We start from the raw sequence: 18,510 nt of genomic DNA on the forward strand, positions 1-18,510 counted from the left end.
AGTGGTTGGACTATCAACAAATTGTACGTCAATTAGAAGCTATTGGAACCAAAGATTTTTTATCTAAACTACGAGATTCTAACTTCCTACCAAATGATTGGTTTTCAGTTTTACAAAAAGGCGTATATGAAAATTGGCTGCGACATATACATAATGATAATTTAGAGTTGCGAAACTTTAACCAGGATTTCCATGAGCGGAAAATAAATGAGTTTTCCGAAAAAGATAAACAACAGTATGAAGTTGCAATAGAACGTTTGAGACAACTCCATGTCAAACGTTGGCAAGATTGGTTAACACAGGCGGAAGCAGTACAACAAGTGAAGTCTTTTAAAGATGAAAGTAAAAAGCAAAGGGGGCAACAAAAAATTCGTCAATTTATCAAAAATGCGCCTCAACTTGTTACTATCCTCAAGCCATGCTGGTTGATGAGTCCTTTAGGGGTTAGTCAATATGTAGATGCAGAGGCAGTGGAGTTTGATGTTGTTATCTTTGACGAAGCTTCTCAAATTCGTACTGAAAATGCAGTATCTTCTATTATGCGAGCAAAACAGCTAATTGTTGTTGGAGATAACCAGCAGCTACCGCCAACTTCTTACTTTGAAAGTACAGCTTCCGATGATAGCAACGATGAAGAAGAAGTTTATGAAAATTTGCTTGATGAATGTCCCCATTTATCAATGATGCAAGAATTTACTTTGAGGTGGCACTACCGCAGCCAAGATGAAAGCCTCATTGCCTTTTCAAACCAAGAATTTTACGATTCAAAACTTATTTCTTTCCCCAACCCTGTGAAAGATGTTAGCCGAGGTGTGCATTTCCATCCTGTTGAAGGAGGAATATATAACCGTGGTGGTAAGCGCAAAGATAATATCCGTGAAGCGGAGGAAATTGCAAAGCTAGTAGTGCAGCATTTTCAGCAATACCCCAAGCAAACTTTGGGTATTATTACCTCAAGTAAACAACAGGCAAAAGCCATCTGGGAGCAAGTTAACCGTATCAGCATTCAGCATCCAGAAATAGAAGAATTTTGTCAAGATAACTCAGACAAGTTCTTTATCAAACCAATCGATGAGGTTCAAGGTGATGAACGAGATGTGATTTTCCTAAGCTTTGGCTTTGGTTTTGATAACGAAAAACGAGATAATTTAAATCACAACTTTGGTTACTTTAGTAAAATTCAACAGGATTTAGGAAGACGAAGATTAAATGTTGCAATAACTCGCGCTAAATGTAAGTTTGTTTTAGTCGCCTCAATTAAATCAGAAGATTTTGGTGCAGAAAAAGGTCAACAAGCTGCATTGCTTAAAGAGTATTTTGCATACGCTCAAAGCTGCGGTCAAAAACTAGATGAAAAGCTTGCTGATGAGGTATCTCACTCAGATTTACACTTTGAAGAAGATATCTATCAGGTTCTAACAGAAAGGGGATATGCAGTTAAGAAACGGGTAGGTCGTTCAGCTTACCCGATTGATCTAGTGTTAATAGATAATCTCAAGCCAGAAACAGAGGAGTATTTTTTAGGCATTATATGTGATGGAGCAACGTATCGTGACTATCCTACAGCACGCGATCGCGATCGCCTCCGCCAAGAAGTTCTACAAAAATTAGGCTGGCGCATTTACAGAATTTGGTCTCGTGAATGGAATCGCGACAGAGACACTCAAATAAACCGACTAGTTAAGTATATAGAGAATCTACGCAATCAGAAATAAACACAGTTGCTAGTGTAGCTATATAAACAGAGATTTAAATAAAACTTGGATTTTCTACGATAGTAGCACTAACTGAAGAACTGTTAACTAAAATTCAACAGTTGCAATTAATTATGATTGCGGTTTCTACTGGAGAGTTGAAAATTCACCAAAAAGAGAAAGAGTATACACTACTTTCTAAAAACATTGCTGACCTGATGGAATCTCTTGAAGAGGAAGGGGTTTACATCGAAAATCCTAATAAATTTAAATCTCTTTCAGATTGGCGCGATCGCTGGTCATCTTTAGAAAGGGGATATGCTTCAAAAGCAGGATATATTCATGACCTATACACTACCTCTTTCAATCAAATTGATATTGTTTTATGTCAGCGCTATGTTAAAGGTAAATCTCACCAACAATTAGTTGAAGAGTGGCAAATATCACAATTTGAAAACTTGATAACAAAAATTAAAAAGTTAAAGGGAATCATGATTTCGGTTGCTATTCAGGGAGAAAGTGTTTATTTAATTAAATCTGAGGAGGAGAATTATAGAAAGCTCTACCGATTTAGTAAGAGCCAAGTGCAAAAAGCATGGGTGCGCTTTGGTTATAAAAATGGGAGTTACGAATCAGAAAAGGATATTTTGAAATTAGATTTTATTAGTAATAGTAGTCACCTTGATTATGCTTTTCTTAAAATCAACGCTCAAACACAACAAAAATCCATTTTTATTAATGAAACGTATATATTAGATAGCGGTCAAGATATTCGTATTATCCATCATCCGCAAGGAAACCCAGTGATAATTTCCGACTTGGGACAAATTACACAAGTAGGAGAAGATTACATTGACCATAATCTTAAAACTGATAACGGTTCCTCTGGCGCACCAATTTTTAATCGCCAATGGGAACTTATTGCAATTCATCAAGGAAATCCTGGTATAGGACGTACCGTGACTCCAGGTTCAACGGGAGGTATTCCCATTCGTACTATTTGGAATCAGATTTCACCGCATTTAGCTTGATGTGACAGAGGAATAATTTTATGAGCTTTTTCCAGAGTTTATCTGAAACTTTCAGCCGTGAGGCTCCAAAATATAAAACCCTTTCTCTACCGAAACATCGAGTTGATCTAGAGTACGACGAAAAACCCATTGTTGCAGGTGAAGCCTATTGTCGGATCTGGCTAGTGGAGATGCGCTTGGCCAAAGATGTAGAATGGTTCAAGCAAAGATATCCGGTGGTTCATGCTGCTGTCCGCTTCAATCACGGTGGGAAACCCGTAATAATTCCCTATCTAGCTGCACCTGGACAATTAGAAAAATCAATAGCAGATAATCTGGATAAAGTCATTCAGTGTAACTATCCTTTGACATCTTTATTTCCTTTCAATGATGGATTAGTTGAGTTACAAGCAGGCTTATTTAGCATAGTTAATAATGACTCCATCGGTAAATTTATTAAGACGATGGGCAGATTTTCTGAATTGCTACCTGTGCCGCAACTTTCAAGTGTTATAAAGCTAGCAGAACCAGTATATCGGGGTATTGAAGATTTACTCGATATTGGTGAGCGTCGGTTAGAACTAGGCTACCAACAAACATTTTCTGAAGCTGATGGAGGTGGTAGTAATTCTCTCAAAGCAGGTTATTTTGCTGCCATTTTGGCGCAGGATAATAAGATAAACAGTGATAATCTTTGTATTATAAATGATAGCCTCTGTCTTGGTTCACCTGGAACAACTAAAACTTTTGAGCGTGACGGCAAACCCCTAGAAGGTTATAGTTATATGCTTTTTCGTATAGAAAAGCGCAAACAGCAAGATTGGGAGTCATTAGAAAATATAAAAGAGCTACTTACTCAAGCTCAAAATGCTATTTATTCAGGAGAATATGAAAAAGTAAAGAAATTTATTTTACCTGCTATTGAAATAGCTATTCTCCAAAGTCCTGATCTAACTAAAGCTGACCGACGCAATATGAGATTAAAAATTGGAGAAGAATTAAAGGAACTTGGTTTGCAATCTACAAAAGTGCAAAGGCGATCGCTTTACTCAATTATGCAGCGACCTTTGCCAGAGATTGACGCAGCGACACAAGCCGAATTAGCTTCTCTAGAGCAGCTTTTCCAGCAAAGTGGTCAATAAACTAGCCTCTAAGTTTGTTGTGTAACAGTGTTATCTAACCGCAGAGACGCAGAGTAAGCAAAGGAGAGTCGGGGGAAATTCTTTTTTTCTTCTATTCCCCAACTCCCTACTCCCTACTCCCTACTTCCCCTTAAATGTGAATTCCACATTCTGTTTTATCACTTCCCCGCCAGCGTCCGGCGCGTTCGTCTTCGCCTTCGCCTACTTTGGTGGTGATGGGTTGATCGCCTATGCTGGGATAACCTTTATCGTGTAGAGGGTTGTAGATGACTCCGTGTTCAGCCACGTAAATCCAGCTGTCTTGACGTGTCCAAGTGGCTATGGGATTTACTTTCAGCCGACCTTTCCCGTCTAACTCAAATATAGGCATATTCGCACGGGTTACTGCTTGATCACGGCGGCGTCCGGTGATCCAAGCGACGCTGTTGAGTTCGTCTAAGCCCCGTAGCAGTGGTTCAATTTTTGTAACGTGGTGGAATTGGGCAATATCCTTGTCCCAAAGTTTGTCGCCGTATTTGGCTTCAAAGGCTTCGCGGGTGTCTACATCTGGAGTTTTGTAAGTTTGCAAATCCAGGTTGTAGACTTGTTTAGCTTTGGCAACTAATTCTAGGCTTTCGTCAAAGTGGTGCAAGGTGTCGAGAAATATCACAGGAACGGGATGCTTCAGTTCACTGTAAAGAATATGGGTAATTATCATGTCATCCACGTTAAAGGCGCTCGTTTGCACCAGTCCCGTTGGGATATTGTCTATAGACCATGCCAGTATTTCTTTAGGAGTGGCAGTTTCAAATTGCTCATTTAATTTGTCTACGTCAAAAGCGATCGCTTGGTTTCTAGATGCCGTGGAGACTGTCATGATAATCTTCTGTTCAAATATTTCTACCTTGATTAAGATTTATTTTAGCTCACAAAGACGCGTATTCCGCTCGGAGTTCAGGTAATTATTCTATTCGGGAATTACTACATTATGGAACTGGAGAGACCAGGAGAATAACCCCTTAAAAGTAAAAATTAATACACAATTAAATAATTCCGTATTTACTAAGAAACTTTACGGTTTCTTAAGTTTTACAAGACTTTTATGGATATTTATACTGATGTTGATATGGTTAAGGAACTATTAACAAAAAGGATTTTACTTATAATGAACAATTCAAAATCCCGCAATCCCTTAGGCGAATCTATTATTATGGGCGCTTTAATGATGTTGACCAGCGTAAGCATTATTACAATAATGAACTTCTTCTAAGATAAAGATTTCTAATTTTAGCAATAAAACTTCACATAGTCCGGCTCAAAACTGAGCCGGACTTTTACTTTTCTGAGCCACATATATCGGTGTATATTAAGCCTCTTCAGTGACTTCCGGTAGAGAATAATCTTTAAACCGTGTTTTTACGTAGTTTTGCAATTAGAGAATTTAATATTACGTGAGTTCGACGGGTTATATCATGTCTGCCTAGTTAGTCGAATCAAAAAACCTTTAAGAGATTTCACTACGCGAAACCTGTCCCTCTCCGACTCCCAGAGAGACAGACTTGAACTAAAGTTCAAGGCAGGGAGAGGTTTGTCGAACTCATGTTAAAATAACGATGTGATCGCTATTTACTTTAACTCTAATGACCCACTGGCGCTTTCGCTCCTGCACCCCCTTTACCCAGGAATAATAACAGGGGTAATGAACAAAGGAACGCCACACCTACGACTCGAAAGCAATCTGCGTAAGACAAAACAGCAGCTTGGATGTCTACTATTTGACTTAATAAAGTTAGTGCTTGTTGCTGAGCTGTAGTCGCATCCATACCTTGACTTTGGAGTGCCCCGTTGAGTGCATCGAGGCGCTGATTGGTTTCGGAATCATAAGGACTAAGTTTTGCTAACATGATAGCTCGATGAAAAGCCTCTCGTCGATCAAGTAGAGTGGTGAGTAGGGCAATGCCGATACTGCCACCTAGTTGTCGAGTCAGGTTGTAGAAACCAGATCCGGCAGAAACATCTTGTTTGGGTAGCGGGCCTAAAACTGCCAAACTCAAAGGGAGAAACATCAACACAGTAAAAGCCCCACGCCATACTAATGGCCAAAATAAATCATCTGTGCCGGTTTGTGGGGTAATTGTTGCTAGTTGAAACATGACTCCAGATGAGCCGACAGCGCCCATTGCAATTAAAAATCGGGCATCAATTTTACTGGACAGTTTGCCTAATAAAACCATAACGATCGCAGACGCTAAAGCCCCAGGTGCTAATAATAGTCCTGTCTGTGTTGCCGTAAATTGCAGCACGCTCTGAGCGAAAATCGGCACAGCAAAGAGTGTCCCATAAAGCCCCATACCCACCAGTGCTGAGAGAACGCTTCCCGCAGCTAAAGAACGGTGACGCAAAACTCTCAAATCCACAGCAGGGTGATCTGTTTTTAGTTCTCGCCAAATAAACAGTCCCAATCCGATAATACTAGCGATCGCCAACGTGGTGATGAAACTGGAGGAAAACCAGTCGTCTTCCTCTCCTTGCTCTAACAAAGTTTGCATACAGCCAACAGCGATGACCAAAAGCCCAATCCCTAACCAATCGACGGCTTGGCTTTGTGTCTGGCTCTTGTCTTTGTCTTTGAGCAAAAATACAAAGGACATCCCCACTGCAATGATCCCGAAGGGAATATTAACAAAGAAAATCCACCGCCAGCCCAAACCATCTACCAAAAATCCCCCTAAAGTTGGGCCAATGGCTGGGCCAGAAATTACACCTACTCCAAAAACTGCCTGGGCCATACCTTGTTCAGCAGGTGGAAAAGTCTCGAACAAAATCGCTTGTGCTTTAGCTAGCAATCCACCACCACATAAACCTTGAAGAATTCGAGAAAAAACCAGCATCGGTAAATTAAATGCCAACCCGCATAAAACGGAGGCAAGGGTAAAGCCAATTAACGAGAAGATGAAGTAGGTTTTGCGCCCAAAGTAATCTCCCAGCCATGCAGATAAGGGAATTAAAACAACGTTAGCGATCGCATATCCAGTCACCACCCAACCTACTTCACTGACAGTTGCACCAAGACTGGCTTGGATGTCAGTCAGGGCAACGTTAACAATACTGGTATCAATCACTTCTAAGACTGCACCAATGGAAGCTGTGAAAGCGATCGCCCACTTTAATGGCCCCTGCACATAACCAAATTGATCAAAAGTTGCATGTTTAATGTTGGTAGCCATTGTTAGCACAAATAATATTTGGAGGATGTCAGCCCCTTCCCTGCGGGACGCTACGCGAACGGGAAGTCAAAAGTCAAAAGTCAAAAGTCAAAAGTCAAAAATTAGAACCCCATAAATAAATTTAGGGGCTTGTATCCTTTTCTTCTTCGGTCAAAGCGATATTTGGCTTTGGGGTAGCCCAACCCAAAGCTAAAATTAAATATTGTATGTATACGCTACGGTAGCGTATCATATAGAAACGGTCAAGAGAGTTTTCAATGAAAAATAGCAGAAATACTTATGCTAAAGATGGATAGTCACTCCTGGTGTTTTCATGTATGAGAATTAGGTTATAGGGTTTATTTGTTTCCCGTAGGCTATGTTCTATGCCCAAAGGTAGAAGCAAATTGCCAAGAAGATATAGCTTGGGGATGATATTTTTATGAGTAACCAAATCAACAGCCCTTCTGGACGACCACGCAGCATCCATGCCGACCAAGCTATTCTGCAAGCGACTTTGGATCTGCTTGCAGAGGTAGGATATCAAAGTATGAGTATAGAAGCGATCGCTTCCCGGGCTGGAGTTGGTAAAACGACTATCTATCGGCGTTATACTTCCAAAGAAGAACTAATTGCAGACGCTATAGAAAGTCTGAGGGATGATTTAGCGATCCCCGATACTGGCAGCTTTTGGGGAGACATGGATATCCTAATCAATAATGCTGCCAAAAAAATAGATAGTCCCCTTGGTCGTCAGACACTCGCCTTGATAATTAGTACAGCGTCTAGCAATCCTCAGTTTGCAGAGGTTTACTGGACAAAATATACAAAACTTCGACGTGAAGCCTTTTCTAAAGTACTTGAGCGTGCCAAATCTAGAGGCGAAATTCACAAGGATGCAGATGTAGACTTAATTATCGATCTTGTGAGCGGGTCACTATATTATGCACTGATCTTCAAACCTACAACTGAGCCAGTAGAAGCCTACATGCGCCGCACAATGAATCTTCTCTTCAAAGGTATTGGGAATGGCGCATAGGGCATTGGGCATGGCGCATGGGGACAAGGAAGACAAGTTTAATCTCAGGCTTTCTTAGATCAGAACTTTAGAGGGACAACGAGAATAACCAATGCCCAATGTCCAACTTGTTGCCAAAATAACTTTTCACTAACGGTCGTAAATGAGATGATGGATTAATTAGCGAAAAAGGTAAAGAATTGTTATTTTTCTCCTTCCGCTTCTGGTTGCAAAATGGCATCACAGTATTGAATGAGAGTTGTCAAGCGATCGCTAATCGTCTGAAGTCTCGTTTGTGCAGTAGAAGCCTGCCGCGCTCCTTGCAAAAACATCACATCTATTTCCAACAGGCGCAGTTGCTTGCTCATCTCCGTTTGATAAGACTGCACTTGCCAGTTTTCATCAGCCAAAGGCACAATTTGCTGCCCGAAAAATTGCTGCAACGAGGCTACACGCACTCGCAGTTCGGGCGCAACGATTTGGGTAGTTGTGGCATCGGAGCGTAATTGCTCTAACAAGGTTACGAGTGCCAGATATTTCTCACGGTTTAAAGACATCTAGTACTAATTAAGATATATTAATGTCAAGTAATTTTTCTTCTACAATAAACTTTCTTAAAGACTTATCAGCACTAAAAGCCTCAAATCATGGTTTGAGGTTTTGTTTGCCATCAATCGATTTTCTTTATGATCCTTGAAACTTACACCGGATGACTACCAACGGCAATTGGAGAATCATCCTTACACTGTTTTTTCTACCCGTCTCTGGGCGACAGCATCTTCTTCGGGCGATGCTGCCAGTTTTATTTATCATTCACATTATCTACCGATCCACTCTAAACCCAATTGTATGAGCAGCCTAGCTATAAATTCATCTGTTGATCTAACCATTCCAGAATGGTTAAAAAAATGTTTGAAGGAGTCATCGACAAGTAGCAATGAAGCTGAAGGTGACCGAAGGCATAGTGATACAGTTTTAATTGGTCGCGCATTTGAATTTGCCTACCAACTGCATCAAGGTCAATATCGCAAATCGGGAGAACCATACATTGCTCATCCCATCGCTGTAGCTGACTTGCTGCGTGACTTGGGAGGTAGTGCTGCTATGATAGCAGCTGGATTTCTCCATGATGTCGTTGAAGATACAGAAGTTACAAGTCAAGAAATAGAAGAACGCTTTGGCCCAGAAGTGCGACAATTGGTCGAAGGTGTCACCAAGCTTTCTAAAATCAATTTCACCAGCAAAACCGAAAGCCAAGCCGAAAACTTCCGGCGGATGTTTTTGGCAATGGCACAAGATATTCGGGTAATTGTGGTGAAGTTGGCAGATCGTTTGCATAATATGCGAACTTTACAATACATGTCAGAGGCCAGCCGCCGCCGCAGTGCCCAGGAAACGCGAGATATATTCGCACCCTTAGCCAATCGCTTGGGGATTTGGCGGATTAAATGGGAACTGGAAGATTTGGCTTTTAAGTATTTGGAACCGGAAGCTTTTCGCCAAATGCAAGAGCACGTTTCCGAAAAACGGACGGCGCGAGAAGAGAAATTAGCCAAAGCTACAGAGATTTTACGAGAACGTTTGCAGCAAGCTGGAATCGCCTTTCAGGATCTTAGCGGTCGTCCCAAGCACCTTTATAGCATTTACCAAAAAATGCACCGTCAGCAAAAGGAATTTCATGAAATTTACGATTTGGCAGCGCTGCGAATAATTGTTCAAACTAATCAGGATTGCTATCGGGCGTTGGCGGTAGTTCATGATGCTTTTCGCCCAATTCCTGGGAGATTTAAGGACTATATTGGACTGCCAAAGCCTAACCGTTACCAGTCATTGCACACTGGGGTGATTGGATTAACTGGTCGTCCTTTGGAGGTGCAAATTCGGACAATCGAAATGCATCATATTGCTGAGTATGGGATTGCCGCCCATTGGAAGTATAAAGAAACAGGAGGTTCTAGTATTAGCCATTTGACAGCGACAGATGACAAGTTTACTTGGCTGCGGCAGCTGCTGGAATGGCAAACCGATCTCAAGGATGCACAAGAATATCTTGATAGTGTCAAAGATAATCTATTTGAAGATGATGTCTATGTCTTTACCCCTAAGGGGGATGTTGTTCCTTTAAGCCCTGGTGCTACCACTATAGATTTTGCTTATCGTATTCATACAGAAGTGGGAAACCACTGTTCAGGAGCGCGGGTGAATGGGCGAATGGTGCCACTGTCAACGCGACTGCAAAATGGCGATATTGTAGAGGTTCTAACCCAAAAGAACTGTCATCCGAGTTTGGATTGGTTGAACTTTATCAGAACTTCAGCGGCAAAATATCGGATAAAACAATGGTATAAGCGATCGCGCCGCGAAGAAAATGTCGCGCGTGGACGGGAGTTATTAGAAAAGGAACTTGGCAAAACTGGTTTTGATAGCCTGCTGAAGTCAGATGCGATGCAGATTGTCGCCGAAAAGTGTAATTACCACAGCGTGGAAGATTTACTTGCTGGTTTGGGTTACGGAGAGATTACCTTGAACCTAGTGCTAAATCGCTGGCGAGAAGTAGCCAAGGGACAACAACCAGTTTCCACTGTGTCGCTATTTATCCCCAAAGAAGCAGCGACATCAAAAGCTTTGCGAGATGCACCTTTAACTACCTCACGTTCCACTGATTCGCCAATTGTTGGGGTAGAAGGTTTGGTGTATTATTTAGCTGGGTGTTGTACCCCGATTCCTGGTGAACCAATTATTGGTGTGGTGACGCGAGGTAGGGGGATTTCAATTCATCGCCAAGGCTGTCATAATCTGGAAAGTGTGGAGTATGAGCGTTTAGTACCAGTTAGGTGGAACCCAGCCGCCGAAAATAGTGGTCGCCCGCACACTTACCCAGTGGATGTTCAAATTGAAGCCCTTGACCGCGTAGGGGTGCTAAAGGATATTTTGTCACGGTTGAGTGACCAAGGAATCAATGTCCGCCATGCCCAGGTGAAAACTGCTACTGGTCAACCTGCATTGATGGACTTAGGAATAGATATACGCGATCGCTCTCAACTAGAGCAAGTGTTCGTCCAAATTAATAAAATGAGCGACATTCTGAATATCCGCCGCGTTGGTCAAATTGACGAGTAGTAGGGATATCAGTATCCCCATAACAAAAAACCTTTTCTTGCCAACATCCTAACAGCCTGTTGGTAAACTTAATATGATGGCTAAAATTAGGTATAAAGAGATAATACCTTACTTGGCAATTTTGTCAATCGTTAATTTGGGTTATCATTATTGACATGATTTTGGTAAACTATAAAACATTGAGTAAAATAGCTGTGTTTACTGAAAGGAAATTTATCCGACTTACGTACTGTATAAATCAATTATGATATGTATTTACCAAGATAGGACGTTTTAGGCTTTTATTAATCATTCTTTAGGGGTAAATAGACTCGCACCCTCCACAGGCACAGCAATGTTACCGACGGCAGATGTAGTTTTTCAAATTACCCATATTTGGTCTTTCCTGTCAATGTCTAAGTTCTAATTTCATCAGAAGATTGGAAAAAACTCCCTAAAGCGTAAGATCAAGATGATTTATTTAGTTATGCTTAGTTTTGTTGGTTCATTATTGATTCTATCAAATGTGTTTTATGTTGATTACACCCGATGAACCATCACTTATTTGATTTTAAAATTGTTAGGAGGAATTAGAAATGGTTGGAGATAAATTTTTAGTAGCGAAAGGGAAAGCAGGGATGGGAAATCGTTTTCTCGCTCTCTTGGACAGTATTTTATATACTCAGCTTACTAATAGAAAGATAATTGTTGATTGGAGCGATGAGACTTACTCCAATAATCGCAGCAATGTTTTTCCTAATTTTTTTAATCTTCATCATCTTACTCAAGCTTCAGAAATACCTTCTACTCAATCTGTCAATCCAAGTTTCTGGAAGAATAACTTAGATAAATCTGTGAATGAATTATTGTTATTATATGAATCTGAAGCTGATTTGAGATACAATAACCCTAGAATATGGTCAAAATATACTACTAATATGTCGCGCATCGATTATAGTGAAGATGTTTTGATTAGATGGTCGTTTGTAACAGAGACTTATAAGCTAAGACAACATTTTTTAGGTGATTTTGCTTATCTACAAAGTCTGAGTAATGAAACTATATTAAAAAAAATAATTAGAGAAAATCTGAGTTTACAACCTAATATTCAAGCAACTATAAAAAAAACTATAGATAATTCTTTTGAAGATAACGTAATCGGGGTTCATGTTAGATATACTGACAGAAAATCTTCAATTAATACATACTTAAATTTTATTGATAAGATTTATGAAAAAGATCCTAAGATTTTGATATTTTTAGCAACTGATAATAAGGAAGTAGAAGATTTTTTTAGAACTAAATATACTAATATTTTAGTAACAGATAAGTGGTATCCAATGTCAGGATCTTCTTTACATCAGAATCCTGAATGTCCAGATAGGTTTGAAAATGGTGTTCAAGCTTTAGTAGATATTTATCTATTAAGCAAATGTAATTATCTAATATACGACAAAACTTCTACGTTCGGTGTAGTTGCAAAGTTAATTTCTGATATCCCAGAAACTAATATAATTGAAACTTCTCAATACACTTTAAGAGGAAAAGTCAAAAACTTAATTTCTTGGCTCAGAGAAAAGGAAATTCTTTAGTGACTATAGCAGTTCTGAATTACAGGTGTAACGGATTGGTGATTTGGCGTTGTAGAATTTGAGTTTGAAACCCCACTTCCACAGAATTATACCTAGCCTGACGACTTCACCAACCTTTCAGCAATATTGGACTTTGTTTTTGAATTGATAGAGATAAACTTAGGACTTATGCAAAAATAGCCAAAAAGCTTACGGCTAACTTAAATTCTACATTAGAAGGCAACTTAGTATAAATTAGTTTTTTAGTGTAATTTGCATTGTACAGATTACCCCCCTGTAAAGAGTGGAAATGATAAATCATGTTCCCTCCCTAATACATCGTGGAGGGTTAGGGTAGGGTAAAGCAACGCTCAAACCAAATTATTTGTAAGTTATTTCAAACCTGTATACACCGTAGCCTTGTAAAGGGGGGTTGGGGGGAATCAAGTCTTATCCGAACCGTATTAGAAGATGAGGGAGAAGAATTAGTAACTCCTAACTCCCTACCCTCAGTCGCCCCCTAATTCCACCAGTTTGCCGATATTAAAATTAATCTTTACCCAGCCTTTAAGTTGTTGCAGATTTTTTAGCAGAAGTAAGGTAATCTGCCAATGATGCAAAGTTAAAAATGGTAGAGGATGATCCATGCGATAGACAGCATCTGTGCCTCGGACTAAGTTCTTCAACCAAGTTTGCAATTGTTTCCCAGAACGAATCCCAGTCAATCGCCAGATTTCGTGATATATCCAGTAAGTAGGCTTGCTATTAGTTAATGGTTCTAGGGGTGCAGGTAAAGGAGTTTTACCAAGATAGGCTTCTGCAACACATGGGTGATTGTAGAACATTGTAATTGCCGAATGGGTGCGAAGATTACATTGAATGGCGTATGCCGTACCATCTTCAGCTTGGATAAAGTCAACAGACACTTGTCCAGTGAGCCCCAAACTTTTGACGAAGTGTTGCACCCATTCCCGAATTTGGGGATTTTCGACATTTTCGTAGTTAATCTGAAATGCAGAAGAATTTGAGCAGCAATGCAACCTTAATTCTCCATCCCGCACCGTGCTATGGGTGCATAATTCTTTCCTAGGAATAAATTATTGCATAATCCAAGGTTTTTCTGGGCTGATGGGTAAACTCTTGACAAATGCTGCTGTTTCTTCAGGGGTATCAGAGGGAAGTTTGGTTAAATTTAAGCGGCGAACTGAGTCGTAAGAAATACTCTTAAGAATATATTTGCGCGTTTCTTTACTAAAATCGAAATTGATGACTTGCTCAGGATCGGTGATTTTAAAAGACTTGGGAACAGATAAACCAAGCGATCGCGCCTGGTCGGTAAAAGCAAATTTATCATCCAGCATCTTGGTTATATCAGCATCGAAGTGGAAAACCTCATAGTATTCTCACAGCGCAGACTCCATTCGCCCTAGCTCTAGGTTGACATTAAATCGGCGGTTAGAAACCGCGTCTACACAAATTTCATCCACCTGCGTGGGTTTCAAACCTTCAATTTTCTATTAGTCCGCTCCGCAAACGAGAGTTTGTGTAGGCGCGAATTCTATTCGCACTAGCTCTAGGTTGACACTGTACGCCCCTATTGGATATTGCATCCAAATGAGAACCGCTATCAAATAGCCTTTTTGTGATGCTTTTAATTGAGAACTACCCGAATTTTCTGCACCTCTTACACTAAGCGTCTAATCAAAGTCAGACCATCTCGTATGGGTAACAGAACTTGCTCTACACGAGGATCTGCGGTGACAATGCGGTTGAATTGAGCGATCGCCTCGCCATTGGCAGTCCGCTGTTCAGATGGTAGGTAAACTTGTCCCTGCAACAAAGTATTATCTACGCAGATTAACCCGTCGGTAGCTAGTAAGTGAGTATCCAAAATAACTTTGAAGTACTCTACATACTCCTTTTTATCGGCATCAATGAAGATCAGATCAAATGATTCTTGTGCCGCGGCCAGCTTGTGGAGTGTTTGTAGAGCGGGTGCCACTTCTACAACAATCTTGTCGCCGTGGGGAGACTCCTGAAAGCAAGTTTGAGCAAATTCGGCAACATAAGAATCTACCTCACAAGCAATCAGTCGTCCATCATCTGGTAATGCTTCCGCCATCGCCAAAGCTGAATATCCTGTGAACATTCCCACTTCTAGGATGGTTTTGGCCTTGGTCATATGCACAAACATCTTCAGTGTCTGTCCTTCAAGATGTCCTGAGAGCATTTCCTGCTCTAGTTGACGCACTGTTTCACCATCACTGAAGCGTTTACTCCAGTCTTCTTTGCTGGTTTTCTGCGCTAGTGCTGTCAATGCTGTCGATTCTGAGGTAGTGCAATCATCTAGGTAAGGATCTAAACCCGCCGCCAATTGGAACCCTTGGCGCAAAGATGTCAATATCTCTAAAGGGATATTACTTTCCTCTGCTATTCTGAGGGTTTTCTGTAACTGCGCCACCAGAATGCTGTGTGGCGTTATTGGTCTAGCCGTATCTCGTCCTAAAATACTGGTCATGTTTTCACACTCCCAATAGTTTGGATTCTTCTTGAGTATCTATGTAAGCGTCAATCCCATCTCCACCACGAGGGTATGTAGCACACAGATTTTTGTGTTCAGCTAAGGCTGCATCTAATTCTTCACGGGTAAAATCGTTGACAAAGAAGCACTCACCAATGGGTTTCGGCATAGCTGCGCGTTGTTTGCCATCTCGCGTCAAACTAATACACTGGGTAGCATACCAGAGCAAATCCCCATCTAGTAGAGGATGATCGATTGATAAACCTATACGATTCATCAAGCTTAGAATGCGATCGCGTTCCCCAGGTGTAATGTAGCCACGTCTTGCTGCAATGGTTGCAGATAAAGCCATGTCTATATTGACTGCATGACCGTGATACAGGGGTATCATCGGAGCTAATTCTAAGGTCGGACTCCAAGTATGACCGTAGGCAATGACGCGATCAAGGTCTAATTCATGCAAGTTAGGAGTTTCTAACTCCAGCATAGTTTTAATTGCCTCGTAATTGAGTTTGTGAGCGATCGCTTTCAGTTCACTCGTGCCATTCACATATCCAAAGTGAGTGGAAAGCAGTTCTTCACCATACTCATCCAGCAATTCAAAGACTTCAGAGTTAGCAACAACAGCAATTTTGACTAACTCTGCCATCCCATTACGAACTTGAGCCGTTGGTAATGTTTGCAAAAAGGAGAAATCAAGGATAACTTTCAAAGGAGCATGATATGCACCCAAGCGATTTTTAAACTTGTGATGGTTGACTGCAACCTTAATCGCCACACCTGCATCAATCAAACCAATCAGTGTTGTCGGAACGCGAATGTAGTTACTCTTGCGACGGTAAGCAGCACATGCAAACCCAGCTACATCAGTGATTAAACCACCACCCACTACTAACACTGGTTCCTTGCGGATTAAGCCAAAGTCAGAAAAAGCATCAACAATTTTTTCAAAGGTTGCAAGGGTTTTAGCTGGCTCAGTAATCACAATCGGAACTACAGTTACATCAATGTCATAGTGTCTAAAATATGACTTGATTTGCTTCCCATATAGTCGATTTACATTCGCATCAATCACAGTCAGACAGCGACCAAATTTTTTATAGCTGTCTGCAATTTCTTTGTTATTGATATCAAATGCACCGTTGACATAGATAAGACTAAATTCAATTTTTTCGTAACCTTCCACGCGAAATTCAGCTTCCGTTGCTTGAAACGATGCTTGAACATTATTCATTGCTGTTAACCTTGATCTGATTGAAAAATTTGTGAAAATTCAGGCAAAATTTTAGATTCACCCTGATGTGTGGCAATAACAAATCAGGCTTATGGACACCGAAAACTTTCGCCACCCTAAAGCAAGCTTTCTCAATAAAAGCTTATTACTATTAGCGAACGATGTTACTAAATAACACCATTACTTAGCTAAATTTTTGTTAACGTCTTATTCGAGGTTGCTTAAGACTAATCAACTAGTCCCATTGAAAAATATAGGCATGACACTTGCGCTCTTTTGGGATTGTTGACCTAAATTCAGCAAGTTAACCTTTATTTAGATTAACTCCAGTATTGACTTATAGTAAATTCACCTGAATGCAGATTAACTTCACGATGAACTATGTTATATCCATCTATAGATATAGAGGTTTGACAACTGTTTTAATTCGCAAAATTTCTGATAGAGAAAACTGGATAAATAGTTTATCTCCGGGCTTCCATTTGAGATTACAGCCCTGATTAACCTTCAGTTCGCTGTTTTTTAGCATTAGTCTCGAACCTTTTATCGCTAAACTTGATACACTCTGTTTTACCCAGAATGGCAGTGGACTTCTAATTTGATTCAGTTAACTTTCTGTTCAGTATTTAATATACCAAAGTTCAGTAACTTTTGAAAACCAAAAATTTTAATTCATCAGAGTTACTAATTATACATATCAGTTTAACTCAATACATGAGCCATTTTATCTTGACAAATCTTAAAAAAGAGTTAAATTAGCTTTTTCGTTCAAAATCATGGGATTTCAGCTTAAATTGAGAGAGAACTTGCTGGTGATTAACATAAAATGTGATGTATGTATTCTGCCAAAAGTATATTGAGAGAATATTTTTTAATACTAAAAGTTGCTCCTACGATGTAGCGCGGATCTCAGTAATGATGGATGATTAATATTGATTAATGTGTCTATTTGTTCTGATCCCCATGCAACAGGTATTTCCCGGAGAGGTATTTGCCAACACTGCTGATTTTGACACTGGTATTCGCCAACTGTTACCTAGATACGATGAGATGTTGGAGGTGATTACCCGTTGTCTACTTTCCCCAAGTCGGCGTATTTTAGAATTAGGTTGTGGTACAGCGGAACTTAGTCTCAAGATACTCAACCGCTGTCCAGATGCCCAAATAATTGCCCTAGATTACTCACCTCGAATGCTGCAATTTGCCCAAGATAAAATCACAGCAGCAGGATATCAACAACGGTGGGCTGGTACACAAGCAGACTTTGGCGATTGGGCAAATAATCCAGGGAAGTTAGATATTGGTAGCGAATTTGATGCCTGTGTCTCATCTTTGGCAATCCATCATCTCCAGGATGAGATGAAATTGAAGTTATTTGAGCGAATTGCTGCTAGCCTCAGTAAAGACGGCTGTTTTTGGAATGCAGATCCTACTTTACCAGAATCACCAGCCTTAGCAGAAGTTTACAAAGCGGTACGAGAGGAATGGGCAGTCCAACAGGGAATTAGTTTAACAGAGATTCGCGCCAAACGTGGCACTAGCACTACCCAAGGTTACTCTAGTCAAGACCAGGTAGCTACCTTGGATGCTCATTTAGAAATGTTGACCAAAGCTGGATTTAAGATAGTTGCAGTGCCTTGGAAATATTATGGTCTGGCGGTGTTTGGTGGCTGGCTATGAAAATTTGAGGTTTTGGATGCCTAGATTTGGGATTTAGCTGTCCCTAATGGGTATTTATAGAATTAGCAACCTTATGGTAACAAAACAGCAATAAATAAGATTATTTCCTTTGAAAAGAACTAATATATAAACGCGTTGGGTCTGTGAAGGAGGTTTTGCTAACTCATGCAAGGATTTTGGCTGAAACTTGCGGTATCAAAGCTGTCCTTGTATTTTTATGCAATATTTACACATCAGAAGTACCCGTGAGGGTACTATCAATCCTCCACAGACTTATCCAAAAATACAAAGGAGAGAATTTTCTTCAGAAAAGAAGCCAGGGAAACGCGATTTGCATTCGTTTTTCTGCTCTTTTC

12 protein-coding genes and 1 pseudogene are annotated in these 18,510 nt (G+C 40.3%); 7 read left to right on the top strand and 6 right to left on the bottom strand.

Annotation, left to right across the window (positions count from 1 at the left end; translation table 11 throughout):
* Nucleotides 1-5 precede the first annotated feature (5 nt).
* The 3 genes from V7K21_RS11155 (at nucleotide 6) to V7K21_RS11165 (ending at nucleotide 3,846) form a co-directional block, all read left to right on the top strand.
* Nucleotides 6-1,715, top strand: a complete 1,710-nt coding sequence (locus V7K21_RS11155; protein ID WP_335174157.1) for an AAA domain-containing protein — start codon at nucleotides 6-8, stop codon at nucleotides 1,713-1,715.
* 113 nt (nucleotides 1,716-1,828) lie between these two features.
* Entirely contained in the window at nucleotides 1,829-2,725 is an 897-nt protein-coding gene (locus tag V7K21_RS11160) for a trypsin-like serine peptidase (RefSeq protein WP_335174159.1), read from the top strand.
* A gap of 20 nt (nucleotides 2,726-2,745) precedes the next feature.
* Nucleotides 2,746-3,846 (top strand): hypothetical protein, encoded by a 1,101-nt coding sequence (locus tag V7K21_RS11165; RefSeq protein ID WP_335174161.1) that lies wholly within the window; start codon nucleotides 2,746-2,748, stop codon nucleotides 3,844-3,846.
* A 130-nt stretch (nucleotides 3,847-3,976) separates the two neighbouring features.
* Here V7K21_RS11165 and cysH read toward each other — a convergent pair whose 3' ends face one another.
* Nucleotides 3,977-4,702: a phosphoadenosine phosphosulfate reductase gene (gene cysH / locus V7K21_RS11170; protein ID WP_335174163.1), complete on the bottom strand. Its 726-nt coding sequence runs from the start codon at nucleotides 4,700-4,702 to the stop codon at nucleotides 3,977-3,979.
* A 760-nt stretch (nucleotides 4,703-5,462) separates the two neighbouring features.
* Nucleotides 5,463-7,052, bottom strand: coding sequence for a DHA2 family efflux MFS transporter permease subunit (locus V7K21_RS11175; protein ID WP_335174165.1), 1,590 nt, complete (start codon nucleotides 7,050-7,052; stop codon nucleotides 5,463-5,465).
* A gap of 421 nt (nucleotides 7,053-7,473) precedes the next feature.
* Between V7K21_RS11175 and V7K21_RS11180 the strand changes: the two genes are divergently transcribed.
* Entirely contained in the window at nucleotides 7,474-8,070 is a 597-nt protein-coding gene (locus V7K21_RS11180; RefSeq protein ID WP_335174167.1) for a TetR/AcrR family transcriptional regulator, read from the top strand.
* A 182-nt stretch (nucleotides 8,071-8,252) separates the two neighbouring features.
* Here the strand turns inward: V7K21_RS11180 and patD are convergent, their stop codons facing one another.
* Nucleotides 8,253-8,606, bottom strand: coding sequence for a heterocyst frequency control protein PatD (gene patD / locus V7K21_RS11185; RefSeq protein WP_335130069.1), 354 nt, complete (start codon nucleotides 8,604-8,606; stop codon nucleotides 8,253-8,255).
* A 292-nt stretch (nucleotides 8,607-8,898) separates the two neighbouring features.
* Between patD and V7K21_RS11190 the strand changes: the two genes are divergently transcribed.
* Complete coding sequence (locus V7K21_RS11190; RefSeq protein ID WP_335174221.1) at nucleotides 8,899-11,169, top strand: RelA/SpoT family protein; 2,271 nt, start codon at nucleotides 8,899-8,901, stop codon at nucleotides 11,167-11,169.
* Between the two features lie 575 nt (nucleotides 11,170-11,744).
* Nucleotides 11,745-12,740 (top strand): nodulation protein NodZ, encoded by a 996-nt coding sequence (locus tag V7K21_RS11195; RefSeq protein ID WP_335174169.1) that lies wholly within the window; start codon nucleotides 11,745-11,747, stop codon nucleotides 12,738-12,740.
* Nucleotides 12,741-13,228: 488 nt separating this feature from the next.
* Here V7K21_RS11195 and V7K21_RS11200 read toward each other — a convergent pair.
* The 3 genes and pseudogenes from V7K21_RS11200 to V7K21_RS11210 form a co-directional block, all read right to left on the bottom strand.
* A pseudogene (locus V7K21_RS11200) lies at nucleotides 13,229-14,122 on the bottom strand (ATP-grasp enzyme); the annotation flags it as partial.
* 281 nt (nucleotides 14,123-14,403) lie between these two features.
* A complete protein-coding gene (locus V7K21_RS11205; RefSeq protein WP_335174171.1) occupies nucleotides 14,404-15,237 on the bottom strand; it encodes an O-methyltransferase in 834 nt (277 codons plus the stop codon).
* 4 nt (nucleotides 15,238-15,241) lie between these two features.
* Nucleotides 15,242-16,474, bottom strand: coding sequence for a sedoheptulose 7-phosphate cyclase (locus tag V7K21_RS11210; protein ID WP_335174173.1), 1,233 nt, complete (start codon nucleotides 16,472-16,474; stop codon nucleotides 15,242-15,244).
* A gap of 963 nt (nucleotides 16,475-17,437) precedes the next feature.
* Here V7K21_RS11210 and V7K21_RS11215 point away from each other — a divergent pair.
* Nucleotides 17,438-18,154, top strand: coding sequence for a class I SAM-dependent methyltransferase (locus V7K21_RS11215; RefSeq protein WP_335174175.1), 717 nt, complete (start codon nucleotides 17,438-17,440; stop codon nucleotides 18,152-18,154).
* Nucleotides 18,155-18,510 lie beyond the last annotated feature (356 nt).

This window comes from Nostoc sp., assembly GCF_036919595.1.
GTDB lineage: Bacteria > Cyanobacteriota > Cyanobacteriia > Cyanobacteriales > Nostocaceae > Nostoc.

Coding starts and splice junctions, on each gene's coding strand:
- V7K21_RS11205 (WP_335174171.1), bottom strand. CDS start 15,237: ATGACCAGTATTTTAGGACGAGATACGGCTAGACCAATAACGCCACAC.
- V7K21_RS11165 (WP_335174161.1), top strand. CDS start 2,746: ATGAGCTTTTTCCAGAGTTTATCTGAAACTTTCAGCCGTGAGGCTCCA.
- patD (WP_335130069.1), bottom strand. CDS start 8,606: ATGTCTTTAAACCGTGAGAAATATCTGGCACTCGTAACCTTGTTAGAG.
- cysH (WP_335174163.1), bottom strand. CDS start 4,702: ATGACAGTCTCCACGGCATCTAGAAACCAAGCGATCGCTTTTGACGTA.
- V7K21_RS11195 (WP_335174169.1), top strand. CDS start 11,745: ATGGTTGGAGATAAATTTTTAGTAGCGAAAGGGAAAGCAGGGATGGGA.
- V7K21_RS11190 (WP_335174221.1), top strand. CDS start 8,899: ATGAGCAGCCTAGCTATAAATTCATCTGTTGATCTAACCATTCCAGAA.
- V7K21_RS11210 (WP_335174173.1), bottom strand. CDS start 16,474: ATGAATAATGTTCAAGCATCGTTTCAAGCAACGGAAGCTGAATTTCGC.
- V7K21_RS11175 (WP_335174165.1), bottom strand. CDS start 7,052: ATGGCTACCAACATTAAACATGCAACTTTTGATCAATTTGGTTATGTG.
- V7K21_RS11180 (WP_335174167.1), top strand. CDS start 7,474: ATGAGTAACCAAATCAACAGCCCTTCTGGACGACCACGCAGCATCCAT.
- V7K21_RS11160 (WP_335174159.1), top strand. CDS start 1,829: ATGATTGCGGTTTCTACTGGAGAGTTGAAAATTCACCAAAAAGAGAAA.
- V7K21_RS11215 (WP_335174175.1), top strand. CDS start 17,438: ATGCAACAGGTATTTCCCGGAGAGGTATTTGCCAACACTGCTGATTTT.